Source organism: Pseudactinotalea sp., from assembly GCF_048594945.1.
In the GTDB taxonomy this organism is placed as follows: domain Bacteria; phylum Actinomycetota; class Actinomycetes; order Actinomycetales; family Beutenbergiaceae; genus Pseudactinotalea.
This window is the reverse complement of sequence record NZ_JBMDXJ010000127.1, coordinates 1-12,333: the sequence shown is the minus strand read 5'-3', so window position 1 is coordinate 12,333 and position 12,333 is coordinate 1. Positions and strand designations below refer to the sequence as shown.

The window sequence follows — 12,333 nt, the reverse complement described above, 5'->3', positions numbered from 1 at the left end:
ACGCAGGCGGCGCCCGTCGGTGCCATGCGCTGGACCTCGAGGCTGACACCGGGACGCTCGAGGCCAGTGAGGCGCGCGGTGATCGATCGGTACGCCTCGGTCAGCTCGGCCTCGCTGGACAGGTCGAGACGCACACCCCCGAGGTCGGCGCGGTGTCGCAACAGCTCGTCGGCTGCTTTCAGCGCCACGGGCCAACCGATCGCTGCGGCTGCGGCCCGAGCCGACGCGAGATCGGAGACTCTCGTGGCCGGCCAGACATCGATGCCATAGGCGGCGAGCAGCTCGTTCGCCCGGTCGGTCGACAGCCGCACCGAGGTGCCGCGGGACACCCCTGCGAGTTCCGCCTGGGCAAGCGCGCGTGCCTTCCGGCGCTGGGCACCGACGACCTCCACGCGCGGACTCTGTCGGTTATCGCGACGCCGTGCGTATCCCCGGGCGGCGGCGAGAGCCCGGAGCGCGTCGGCGCTCTCACGGAATCCGGGGACATGCACGGGGATACCGGCGGAGGTCGTGGTCGCCAACTCCGGGTGCAGACCGGTCCGGCCGAGCACCAGGCCGACGACCGTGCGCCCGGAGTCAGCGGCGAGGCGGGCGACGGCCTGCGCCGCCTCCGTGCCGATGTCCCTCCCGAACGGCCCGTAGCCGATCACGGCCATGTCCCAGTCCGCCCGCGCTGCAGCATCGGACAAGGCGGCGCGCATCCCGTCGCCGTCGATCGTGGGCGCGAGCGTGAGCGGCTCGCCCGCGACCCGCAGGCCGTGCGCGGTCACGAGGTCGCCCAGCACCGCGGCGTGGCTGCCCGAGTTGCTGGCCACCAGGACCCGGTCACCAGCCGGCAGGGGCTGCGATGACAGCAGCGTCGCCCAGTCGAGCTGCTCGGAGACCGACCGGGCGAGCAGCACCCCGGCCTGGCTCATCATCTGCTCGAGCACCCGCCGCGGCGCTGTCGAGGTTCGCACCGGATGTCCTGGGAGCTGCCGTTGGCCGGTGGTGCCCGCGATCGCGACGACCACGGGTTTCGTGGCGGCGAGCTGGCGGGCCACGCGGGAGAACTTGCGCGGGTTGCCGATCGACTCCAGGAACAGGCACGCCACGGTGGTGCCCTCGTCCGACGACCAGTACTGCATGGCGTCGTTGCCGCTGATGTCGGCGCGTTGCCCGGCAGCGAGGAAGCTCGACAGTCCCAGGCGCCGCTCGCCCACCTCGTGAAGCAGCGTGCGGGCGGCCTGGCTGGACTGGCAGAACACGCCCACGTCGCCGAGAGGGATCGGATCGGGCGCGAGCGTCGCGGGCAGCGGACCGGCCGGCCCCTGCACCAGCACGCCGAAGGAGCGCGGCCCGACCAGCCGCAGCCCGTGCTCGCGCAGCTCGCGCATGAGGCGGCGCTGGGACGGACCCGTTCCACCGCCACCGACGGCGAAGCCCGCCGAGAGCAGCACGATCACCCGGGTGCCACGAGTGGCGAGGAGCGGCAGCGCCGCCAGCACCTGCTCGGGTGCGGCAGCAAGGATCGCGAGGCTCGGCAGGTCACCGTCCACGGCTTCCAGCTGCTCGATCGAGCTCACCGTCACCAGCCGTCCCAGGAATCCCGAGGCGCGGATCGTGGCGAGCACACGTTCCCCGAGCACCTCACCCTCCGGGCCCTGCGCCAGCACGAGCGCACCGTCGGCCGCGAGCAGAGCGGTCATGCTCAGCGTCTCGGCCCGGCGCTCCCGTTCCGAGAGCACAGCCAACGAGCGGTCGGTCGGGCGGATCGGGACCGAAACCTCCACGACGCCGTCGGCATAGCGTTGCGAGGTGTCGTAGCCGGCGTCCGTGAACACGCGCAGCATCCGGGTGTTGCTCGGCAGCACATCCGCACTGAACCTGCGGACGCCGAGCTCACGCCCGGCCGCGGCGAGGTGCTCCAGCAGGATCGAACCCAGGCCCCGCCCCTGTGCGGCATCGGCGACATTGAACGCCACCTCGGCGACGTCGCCGTCCTCCTCGTACCTGTCGAAGCGCCCGACGGCGAGAATCTGGTCGTGCTGCTCCCCCGGCTGGACGAGCACCAGCGCGACCCGCTGCCGGTGGTCGACGTTCGTGAACCGGCGCAGATCCCGCTCGCTCAGGCGCTCCATCGGTGCGAAGAACCGGAAATACGTCGACTCGGCCGACTGCGCCCGGTGGAATGCCTGCAGGGCGTCGGCGTCGCTGCCGGCGATCGGCCTGATGTGCATCGTGGAGCCGTCGCGCAGGACCACGTCGGCCTCCCAGTGCGCTGGGTAGGAGGGGGCGTCCGCGGCCGACATGCTCGCGATCGTAGTGTGGCGACCTCAACACCGCGTCGTCGGTGTGTGGTCCCCGCATGCGCCACCTGCCTCCGCGAGAATGGCGTCATGGCCCGCCGTCCCTCAGCCGAACCGCCTCCGCAGGACACCAAGATCATCGATGTCGACGTGTCCGCGGAGATGCAGAACTCGTTCCTGGAGTACGCGTACTCCGTCATCTATTCGCGGGCGCTCCCTGATGCGCGTGACGGCCTCAAGCCGGTGCAGCGCCGCATCCTCTTCCAGATGTCCGAGATGGGGCTGCGACCCGACCGCGGACACGTGAAGTCGGCGCGCGTGGTCGGCGAGGTGATGGGCAAGCTCCACCCCCACGGCGACACCGCGATCTATGACGCGCTGGTGCGGATGGCGCAGCCGTTCACGCTGCGGCTGCCGCTCGTCGACGGTCACGGCAACTTCGGCTCGCTCGACGACGGGCCGGCCGCCCCGCGATACACCGAGGCGCGGCTCGCTCCTGCGGCGATGGTCATGACAGCAGATCTCGACTCGGACACCGTTGACCTCGTCGCCAACTACGACAACTCGCTCCAGCAGCCCGAGGTCCTGCCCGCGGCTCTGCCCAACCTGCTGGTGAACGGGGCGTCGGGCATCGCCGTCGGGATGGCGACGAACATGCCACCCCACAACCTGATCGAGGTGGTCGCGGCAGCGCGTCACCTGATCGACCACCCCGATGCGGATCTCGAGGCGCTGATGCGATTCGTGCCTGGACCCGACCTGCCGGGCGGCGGCAAGATCATCGGCCTCGAGGGCATCCGGGACGCCTACGCGAGCGGCCGGGGCAGTTTCCGCACACGTGCCACGACTCGCATCGAGAACATCACACCGCGCCGCAAGGGGATCGTCGTCACCGAACTGCCCTATCTCGTCGGCCCGGAGCGGGTGATCGCGAAGATCACCGAGGCCGTGCAGTCGAAGAAGCTGCAGGGGATCTCCGCCGTCACCGACCTCACCGACCACGAGAACGGACTGCGGCTGGTCGTCGAGATCAAGAACGCGTTCAACCCGGAAGCCGTTCTCAGCGAGCTGTACCGCCTCACCCCGCTGGAGGAGTCGTTCGGGATCAACAACGTCGCTCTCGTGGAGGGTCAGCCGCGCACGCTCGGCCTCAAGGAGATGCTGGAGGTCTACGTCGGTCACCGCATCGACGTCGTCCGGCGACGCACCACGTACCGGCTCGGGAAGCGGCGCGAGCGGCTGCACCTGGTCGAGGGACTACTGATCGCGATCGCCGACATCGACGAGGTGATCGCGGTCATCCGAAGCAGCGACGACGCCGACACCGCTCGCACCCGTCTGATGACGATCTTCGACCTGAGCCAGCCACAGGCGGAGTACATCCTGGAGCTGCGTCTGCGCCGGCTCACGAAGTTCTCCCGGATCGAGCTCGAGAGCGAGCGTGACGACCTCAAGCGGGAGATCGAGGAGCTCGAGGCGATCCTCGCCGACGAAGGCAGGCTGCGCACGGTGGTCTCCGACGAGCTGGCGGAGGTCGCCGCCACGCATGGCACCCCCCGGCGCACCGTGTTGCTCGAAGCAGGTGGTGGCGCCGCCGCCGCGGCTGCGCCGGCGGCCCGCCGACGCGGTCCGGTGGACCTCGAGGTCCCCGACACCCCGTGCTGGGTGCTGCTGTCCGCCACCGGCCTGCTGGCGCGCACGGCCGACGACCGGGAGCCGGCGCGCGAGGGGCGGCGCTCGGCACATGACGCCGTCGTCGGCACCGTCCCGGCCACCACGCGCGGCGAGGTCGGCGGCGTCACCTCCCGCGGGCGCGTGGTCCGGATGTCCGTGGTGGAGATCCCTGGTCTCCCGCCGACCGACGAGCCCCCCAGCCTCTCGGGCGGCGTGCCGGTCCAGGAGATGGTCATGCTTGCTCCCGGCGAGCGGGTGGTCGGGCTGGTCAGCCTGCTCGACGGCGATGCTCAGGGAGTCCTGACCCTCGGCACCGCGGGGGGAACGGTCAAGCGGGTCACGGCCGATCGCCCCGGGCGTGCCGACGAGTGGGAGGTGATCTCACTCAAGGACGGTGATGAGGTCGTGGGCGTCGGCACCGCCCGTGACGAGGACGAGATCGTCTTCATCACCTCGGACGCCCAGCTCTTGCACTTCCCCGCCTCCGTGGTGCGGCCGCAGGGTCGCGGCGCCGGTGGGATGGCCGGTGTGCGGCTCACTGCCGGTGCCCGCGTGGTGCACACGAGCGTGGTGCGCGCCGGCGATATGGATGGCGCTGTGGTGACGACCGTCGCGGCCTCGTCCGATGCGCTGCCTGGCACCGTGCCTGGTTCGGCGAAGTCCACACCGCTGTCCGCGTACCCGGGCAAGGGCCGCAGCACGGCCGGTGTGCGGGTGCAGCGTTTCCTGCGCGGCGAGGACGCCCTCTACGCCGCCGCCGTCGCGCCCGCGCGGGTGCGGGCCATCGGTTCAGGCGGTCAGCCGGTCGAGCTGCCGGAGGTGGATGAGCGGCGTGACGCCTCGGGCACCACGCTGTCAGCTCCCGTCGCCGGCCTCGGCTGAGTTGACGAGCTCGTCGGGGCCCGTGGTGCCCGGCTCCTCGAACTGGGTCCGGTACAGCTCGGCGTAGCGTCCGCCCTGTGCCAGGAGCTCGGTGTGGTTCCCGCGCTCGACCACGCGACCGTCCTCCAGCACCAGGATCAGGTCAGCGGCACGCACGGTGGACAGGCGGTGCGCGATCACGATCGCGGTGCGGTCCGTGAGCGCCTCCGACAGCGCCTCCGTGACCGCAGCCTCGTTCTGCGAGTCCAGGTGCGCGGTCGCCTCGTCGAGAATCACCGCCCGAGGCGAGCGCAGCAGCAGCCGCGCGATCGTCAACCGCTGCCGCTCACCGCCCGAGAGTCGGTAGCCGCGTTCGCCGACGACCGTGTCGAGTCCGTCCGGCAGGCTCGCTACCAGGTCACCGAGCCGGGCGCGTTCGAGCGCACCCCACACCTGTTCGTCCGTGGCACCAGGTGCGCCGAGGACCAGGTTCTCCCGGATCGTCGTGTGGAACAGGTGTCCGTCCTGGGTGACGAGCCCGACCGCGGTGTGCAGCTCGTCGGCGGACATGTCCCGGACATCGACGCCGCCGACCCGGATGGCGCCCTCCCCGACGTCGTACAGCCGGACCAGCAGCTGGGCAAGTGTCGACTTGCCCGCCCCGCTCGACCCGACCATGGCGACCAGCGCGCCGGGCTCAGCCCGGAAGCTCACGTCATCGATCACGCGCTCGCCACCGCGTGGATCGAGCACGGCCACGTCCTCCAAGGACGCAAGCGAGACCTGGTCGGCCGAGGGGTAGGCGAACGTGACACCGTCGACCTCGATCGCGAGCGGGCCGGTCTGTGCGGGGACCGGCTCCTCGGGCTCACGCACGAGCGGCTCGAGCCCCAGGATCTCGAAGACGCGATCGAAGGCGACCACGGCGCTCATGATGTCCACCCGAGCTCCGGCCAGCGCCGTCAGCGGGGCGTAGAGCCGGGTGATCAGCAGCGCGAGCGAGACGACGGCCCCGGTGTCGAGCGATCCTGCCACCGCGAGCGTGCCACCCAGGCCGTACACGAGCGCCAGCGCGAGGGCTGAGACCAACGTCAGCGCGGTGACGAAGACGGTCTGAAGCATCGCGCTGCGCACGCCGATGTCGCGCACCCGCTGGACCCGGTCGGCGAACGCCCGGGACTCCTCCTCGGGCCTGCCGTACAGCTTCACGAGCGTGGCACCGGCCGCCGAGAACCGTTCGGTGGCCTGGTCGTTCATCGCAGCGTTGTGGTCGGCTGCCTCGCGTCGCATCGACGCCAGCCGGCGGCCGACCCGGCGCGCCGGCAGCACGAACACCGGGAGCAGGATGAGCGCAGCGACGGTGACCTGCCACGACAGGGTGAGCATGGCCACCAGCGTCAGCGTGAGCGTGACCACGTTCCCGACCACGCCGGAGAGCGTGCTGGAGAAGGCACTCTGGGCAGCGATCACGTCGTTGTTGATCCGGCTCACCAGCGCGCCGGTGCGGGTTCGAGTGAAGAACGCGACCGGCATCCGCTGCACGTGGTCGTACACCGCGGTGCGGAGGTTGGCGATCAGGTCCTCCCCCAGCCGTGCCGAGTACCAGCGGGTGACGAGCCCGAGACCTGCCTCCGCGACTGCGATCGCGGCGATGAGCACCGCCAGCCGGACGATCACGGCGGCAGGCTCGCTCGCGGTGATCGCGTTGATCGCGTCGCCCGCGAGCAGCGGCGTGGCGACCGCCAGCGCCGCGACCACGACGCTGAGCGCCACGAAGATCGCGATCTGCGCCCGGTACGGTCTGGCGAACCGCCAGATCCGGGAGAGCGACTCCTTGCTGAAAGGACGCTCGTCGATCGGTCGGTGCTGGGATCGCCACATCGCGTTCCAGGCCGCGCTCTCCATGCTCATGCCTGGCACAACCCCGCCGGTGCCCCGCACCACCCCCGCGTTCGCTCACAGCGAACCACATCGAGCACTTTCAACGCTCTTCCGGCACCAGAGCACTTTCAACGCCGATTCGGCACGGCCGGTGGATCGCTACAGATCGATCGTGTACATGGTCGAGCCGCGGGTGGGCTCGAACTCGAGTTTGCTGTAGAGCCCGAAGACGACACCGGGCTCCTGCGTGTCGACCCCCAGGGATGCGTACTGCATCCCCGACTCGGCATAGGCGTGCAGCGCCTGCGCCACGAGGGCAGTCGCGATGCCGCGGCCACGCCAGTCCGGGCGCACGCCCAGCAGGTCGATGTAGCCCTCGCTCCATCCGAGTGAGGACCAGTCCTGCTCGTACTTGCTCGACAGCAGATAGCCGACCACCTGGGCGCGATCGGTGGTGCGGTCGAGGACGATGAAGCTCCACTCCGGCACGAAGTACGTACGTCCCTGCGTCCAGGTGTCCTCGGTCTGCGGCTCGGAGACCCAGTGCTCGGCGAACGCCACGTTGTGCGCGAGTCGCACCTGTTCGTCGAGCTCGGAGGACCACGGCACGATCTCGAGGGGACGCTTGAGCGCCACCCCGGGCAAGGCCGACGAGAGGTCCCGTCGAAGCTCGGTGTAGAAGCGGCTCGGCCGGAAGCCCCGCTCGGTCAGCATGTGCACCGAGTCGGGCATGTCGTCCTCGACATGCACCACCAGGCGAGCCGGGTCGGCACGGTCGGACGCGGCGAGCAACTGGAGCGCGCGGCCGAGTTGCCAGTCGAGCACCGCCGAGCCGATGCCGTGGGTCCGGTGCTCCGGGTCCACCCCGCCCTCGATGTGGACGCGCAAGGTGTGGGTGTCGGTCGGCGACAGCGCTACTGCACCGAACGCCACGAGCGTGCCGCCGGCGTCGAATCCCCCGAGCACGTTGTCCGGCTCGCTATGCCAGTCGGCTGCGTACCGCTCGTGCGTCTCCTCGAGCGCGGTGCGGTACGGGGTGCGATCGTGCTCCTCGATCCGGTGGAACAACGCATGGAGCGCCGGGACATCGGCCTGCTGCAGGCCGCGCCAGCGCAGGCCGAGCTCTGCGGGCGGCAGATCGAGCCGAGCAGGCGGGTCCACGCGCTCGCGCAAGGGCGGCAGGGAGCGTGTCATGAGGTCCAGAGGTCGGGGTCACCGGGTGCGGCTGTCGGGGCGGACCGGCGACCGGTCCGCGTCCAGTGTGCCCCATGGCGGGGGCGTCTCGTTCCCCGTGGGTCGATCAGGCGTCGATGCGATCCCGGTCGAGCTGCTCCGCGCCGGCCACGATGAAGTCCTTGCGCGGCGCCACATCGTTGCCCATCAGCAGCTCGAACACGGTCTCGGCGTGCTGCAGAGCCGACTCGTCGGCCATCGTGATCTTGCGCAGCGTGCGACGGCCCGGGTCCATGGTGGTCTCAGCGAGCTGCCGCGCGTCCATCTCGCCGAGGCCCTTGTACCGCTGGATCGGTTCCTTGTACCGGCGGTTCGAGCGCTCGAGCCGGCTCAAGACCCTGGTCAGCTCGGGCTCGGAGTAGGTGTAGACGAGTTCGCTCTTCGCGCGCCCGTGAGCCGGGATCTCCACCCGATGCAGCGGGGGCACGGCGGCGAATACGCGACCGGCCTCAACGAGCGGACGCATGTACCGGAAGAACAGGGTGAGCAACAGCGTACGGATGTGAGCCCCGTCGACATCGGCGTCGGTCATCAGGACGATCTTGCCGTAGCGCACCGCATCGAGGTCGAACGAACGCCCCGAACCGGCGCCGATGACCTGGATGATCGAGGCACACTCGACGTTCTTGAGCATGTCGGCCAGCGAGGCCTTCTGCACGTTGAGGATCTTGCCCCGGATCGGCAGCAACGCCTGGAACTCGCTCGAGCGAGCCAGCTTTGCGGTCCCGAGGGCCGAGTCGCCCTCCACGATGAACAACTCGGAGCGGCTGACATCGTCGGTGCGGCAGTCGGCCAGCTTCGCGGGCAGGCTCGAGCTCTCGAGCGCGGTCTTGCGACGCGAGATCTCCTTCTGCGTCCGAGCCTGGATGCGGGCGCGCATCTCCCCGACGACCTTCTCCAGCAGCAATGCCGCCTGGGTCTTGACGTTGCGGCTGGAGGAGGTGAGGAGTGTGGTGAGCTCGCGGTCCACAACCTTGCTGACGATCTGGCGAACCGGGGCGGTCCCGAGGACCTCCTTGGTCTGCCCCTCGAACTGGGGCTCGGGGACCCGCACCGTGACCACGGCGGTCAGCCCTGCGAGTACATCGTCCTTCTCGATCCGCTCCTTGCCATCCTTGGCCGAGATCTTCAGCCGCCGGGCGTTCTCGTCCACCTGCTTGCGGACCACCTTGAGCAACGCCTGCTCGAACCCGGCGAGGTGTGTGCCGCCCTTGGGCGTGGCGATGATGTTGACGAAGCTGCGGACCTCGGTGTCGTATCCGGTCCCCCACCGCACAGCCACCTCGACGTCGCATGTGCGCTCGACGTCCTTGGGGCGCAGGTGGCCGTTGTCGTCGAGTGTCTGCACGGTCTCCTCGAAGGTCCCGCTGCCCCGCAGCATCCAGGTGTCCGTGGCTGCGGCGTCCGAGGCGAGATGATCCACGAAGTCGGCGATCCCGCCGTCGTGCTTGAACACCTCCTCGACCGGACCATCCTCACCCGGGGTGCCGGGGAGCCGACGCTCGTCGCGGATGACCAGGGTGAGCCCGGGGACCAGGAACGAGGTCTGCCGGGCGCGGGTGACCAGCTCGTCGTATGAGAAGGCCGAGGTGCGAGGAAAGATCTGCGGGTCGGCCCAGTAGCGGATCCGGGTGCCGGTCCTGCCGCGTGCCGCCTTCCCGACGACCCGGAGCTCCGAGTGGTCGATGAACGGCTCGAACGGGGAGTCCGGCGAGACTCCCTTGTTGTCGTCGAACGTGCCGGGCTCGCCCCGGTGGAAGGACATCGCGTAGGTCTTGCCGCCGCGGTCCACCTCGACGTCGAGCCGCGACGACAGCGCGTTGACGACCGAGGCGCCGACGCCGTGCAGGCCACCGGACGCGGCGTAGGAGCCACCGCCGAACTTGCCGCCGGCGTGGAGCTTGGTGAACACCACTTCGACGCCGGAGAGCCCGGCCGCCGTGTTGTCGACCGGGATGCCGCGCGCCCGGTCGCGGACCTCGACCGAGCCGTCGGGGTGCAGCACGACGTCGATGTGGTCGCCGTGTCCCTCGAGCGCCTCGTCGACCGCGTTGTCGATGATCTCCCAGAGGCAGTGCATGAGCCCGCGCGAGTCGGTCGATCCGATGTACATGCCCGGTCGCTTGCGTACCGCCTCCAGGCCCTCGAGGACCGAGAGGTGGCGCGCGGTGTAGCTGTCCGGGCGTTGCTTGGAGGCAGAGGTCGACGGCACCTCAGCATGGTAGGTCTCTGCACCGACAACCCCGCGGTTCGGCACGCGGCGCGATCCATCTCGCCCGTCGAGAGCCTCCGGTGCGCGCTGTACGCGCTGAGCGGAATCGGCGCGTGGCGCGGAAGGAAGCGCCGTAGCGGGTGGTTACATACCCACATGAGCACGATGACCCCTGAACAGGTGACCCCGTCCCTGACCGCCAACGACAGGTGCGATGCCTGCGGTGCCCAGGCCTACGTGCGAGTCGAGCTGGCCTCCGGTGGCGAGCTGAACTTCTGCGCCCACCACGCGCGCAAGCACGGCACGGCACTCGAGCCTGTGGCCGCTCACATCCACGACGAGACCGAACGGCTCCACGCCGACGCCTCCACCTCGGACGCGCGTTAGCACCTCACGAACGCAACGGCCCGGACCTCTCACACGAGGGGTGCCGGGCCGCTGTCGTTCCCGGGCGTGGGCAGCGACGTCGTCGCCCTACGCGCCGCGGACGTGCGCTCAGACGCCGTCAGAGTCCTCAGAAGCCGGACGATCGGCGAGCCGCCGCGTGGCCCGGGCGTCCATCCGCTCCTCGTCGTGTGCGCGCAGCGCCTCGAGCGTCCCGCTCCGAGCCGCGTACCGCACCACCAGGTAGAGCACGCCCAGCCCGACGGCCCCGAACACCCATGCCGCAACCATGTCCATCGTGGGAGACTAGCGGCGCCCCCGAGAGGATCCGACGGACGCCACCCGGGCGAGCGTCAGCGAATGACCGTCGCAGCGACGCGGAGCCGCCGGAGCTGGGCGCGCCAGGGTGACAGGGCAGGACGTGTCAGCCGCAGCCCGGTATGGGTCGCGATCTCCTCGACGACGCCGTCCAGGCCGGTGTTGTCGTTGTCCACGCGATAGGTGTCCATCGCCGAGAGCGCCGCGAGGCACCGGTCGACCTGTCGCATCGCCCATGTCTCGCGGCTCACGATGCCAGCGACCCGCATCCGCAGCCTGCGTCGGACCACACCAGGGCTGGCCACCAGGGCGATGTGCCGCAGATCATGCCCGAGCGAGCGCAGACCGCCGTGGATCTCCTCGATGTAGGCGGGCTCCACGAGCGTCATCGGCACCACGACTGCCTCGTAGGCGTCAGAGCACTCCACGCGATCCAGCACCTCCACCACCCCGCTCCGCCAGGCCGCCATGTCCTGGAAGTCGACGCGCTGCGACGCGGGCAGGCTGCGTTGCAGGCCGTAGCCGATGAGCTCCGGGTCCACGAGCACCGTCCGGTCGGTACGGCGTACCAACTCGTACGCGGTGTGGCTCTTGCCACCGCCGAACGCGCCGTTGATCCAGACGATCACGCCCCTGCGTGCTCCTCACGCCGGCGGCGCTCGTCCGCATCGCGGATCCCGGCCCGTACCGCGAGCCGGATCACCCAGTAGAGCCCGAACCCGAACACTGCGGCAAGCACCGGATACACCAACAGGATGAGCACGTCGTAGTTGACGTCCATGTCCGTCGCTCCTTCGTCGTCCGACCTGCAGACTATGCCAAGACCCACGAACGGCCCGGCATCTACGAGAGATGCCGGGCCGTCGTCGTGATCGGAATCGAAGCTCAGTCCAGGTAGTCGCGCAGCACCTGCGACCGGCTGGGGTGGCGGAGCTTGCTCATCGTCTTGGACTCGATCTGTCGGATGCGCTCGCGCGTGACGCCGTAGACCTTGCCGATCTCGTCGAGGGTCTTGGGCTGCCCGTCGGTGAGGCCGAAGCGCATCTGCACCACGCCGGCCTCGCGCTCCGAGAGCGTGTCGAGCACCGAGTGCAGCTGCTCCTGCAGCAGCGTGAACGAAACCGCGTCGGCGGGCACGATCGCCTCGGAGTCCTCGATCAGGTCACCGAACTCGGAGTCGCCGTCCTCGCCGAGCGGCGTGGCCAGCGAGATGGGCTCGCGACCGTACTTCTGGACCTCGACCACCTTCTCCGGGGTCATGTCCAGCTCCTTGGCCAGCTCCTCCGGCGTGGGCTCGCGGCCCAGGTCCTGGAGCATCTGCCGCTGCACGCGGGCGAGCTTGTTGATGACCTCGACCATGTGCACCGGGATGCGGATGGTGCGGGCCTGGTCGGCCATCGCTCGGGTGATCGCCTGGCGGATCCACCAGGTGGCGTAGGTGGAGAACTTGTAGCCCTTGGTGTAGTCGAACTTCTCGACCGC

General features: G+C 70.0%; 10 protein-coding genes. 2 read left to right on the top strand and 8 right to left on the bottom strand.

Annotated elements, in window-relative coordinates:
* A partial coding sequence (locus ACOJSN_RS06070) for a GNAT family N-acetyltransferase (RefSeq protein WP_420111614.1) occupies positions 1-2,291 on the bottom strand: 2,291 nt, incomplete at its 3' end.
* 87 nt (positions 2,292-2,378) lie between these two features.
* On the opposite strand from ACOJSN_RS06070, the gene ACOJSN_RS06065 reads away from it, so the two are divergent.
* On the top strand, positions 2,379-4,844 hold the full coding sequence (locus ACOJSN_RS06065) for a DNA gyrase/topoisomerase IV subunit A (RefSeq protein ID WP_420111613.1): 2,466 nt from the start codon (positions 2,379-2,381) through the stop codon (positions 4,842-4,844).
* Here ACOJSN_RS06065 and ACOJSN_RS06060 read toward each other — a convergent pair.
* The 3 genes from ACOJSN_RS06060 to ACOJSN_RS06050 form a co-directional block, all read right to left on the bottom strand.
* Positions 4,818-6,734, bottom strand: coding sequence for an ABC transporter ATP-binding protein (locus ACOJSN_RS06060; RefSeq protein ID WP_420111612.1), 1,917 nt, complete (start codon positions 6,732-6,734; stop codon positions 4,818-4,820). The two genes, ACOJSN_RS06065 and ACOJSN_RS06060, sit on opposite strands and share 27 nt — an antisense overlap.
* Positions 6,735-6,863: 129 nt before the next feature.
* Positions 6,864-7,898 (bottom strand): GNAT family N-acetyltransferase, encoded by a 1,035-nt coding sequence (locus ACOJSN_RS06055; RefSeq protein WP_420111611.1) that lies wholly within the window; start codon positions 7,896-7,898, stop codon positions 6,864-6,866.
* Between the two features lie 106 nt (positions 7,899-8,004).
* On the bottom strand, positions 8,005-10,149 hold the full coding sequence (locus ACOJSN_RS06050) for a DNA gyrase/topoisomerase IV subunit B (protein WP_420111610.1): 2,145 nt from the start codon (positions 10,147-10,149) through the stop codon (positions 8,005-8,007).
* Positions 10,150-10,305: 156 nt separating this feature from the next.
* Between ACOJSN_RS06050 and ACOJSN_RS06045 the strand changes: the two genes are divergently transcribed.
* A complete protein-coding gene (locus ACOJSN_RS06045; RefSeq protein ID WP_420111609.1) occupies positions 10,306-10,536 on the top strand; it encodes a DUF7455 domain-containing protein in 231 nt (76 codons plus the stop codon).
* A gap of 108 nt (positions 10,537-10,644) precedes the next feature.
* Here the strand turns inward: ACOJSN_RS06045 and ACOJSN_RS06040 are convergent, their stop codons facing one another.
* From ACOJSN_RS06040 to ACOJSN_RS06025, 4 genes are all read right to left on the bottom strand, one after another.
* Positions 10,645-10,830 (bottom strand): hypothetical protein, encoded by a 186-nt coding sequence (locus ACOJSN_RS06040; RefSeq protein WP_420111608.1) that lies wholly within the window; start codon positions 10,828-10,830, stop codon positions 10,645-10,647.
* A 56-nt stretch (positions 10,831-10,886) separates the two neighbouring features.
* Positions 10,887-11,480: an AAA family ATPase gene (locus ACOJSN_RS06035; protein WP_420111607.1), complete on the bottom strand. Its 594-nt coding sequence runs from the start codon at positions 11,478-11,480 to the stop codon at positions 10,887-10,889.
* A complete protein-coding gene (locus ACOJSN_RS06030) occupies positions 11,477-11,632 on the bottom strand; it encodes a hypothetical protein (protein ID WP_420111606.1) in 156 nt (51 codons plus the stop codon). The genes ACOJSN_RS06035 and ACOJSN_RS06030 overlap by 4 nt, the downstream gene beginning before the upstream one ends.
* A gap of 104 nt (positions 11,633-11,736) precedes the next feature.
* Positions 11,737-12,333: RNA polymerase sigma factor (locus tag ACOJSN_RS06025; RefSeq protein WP_420111605.1), on the bottom strand; the 597-nt coding region annotated here is incomplete at its 5' end.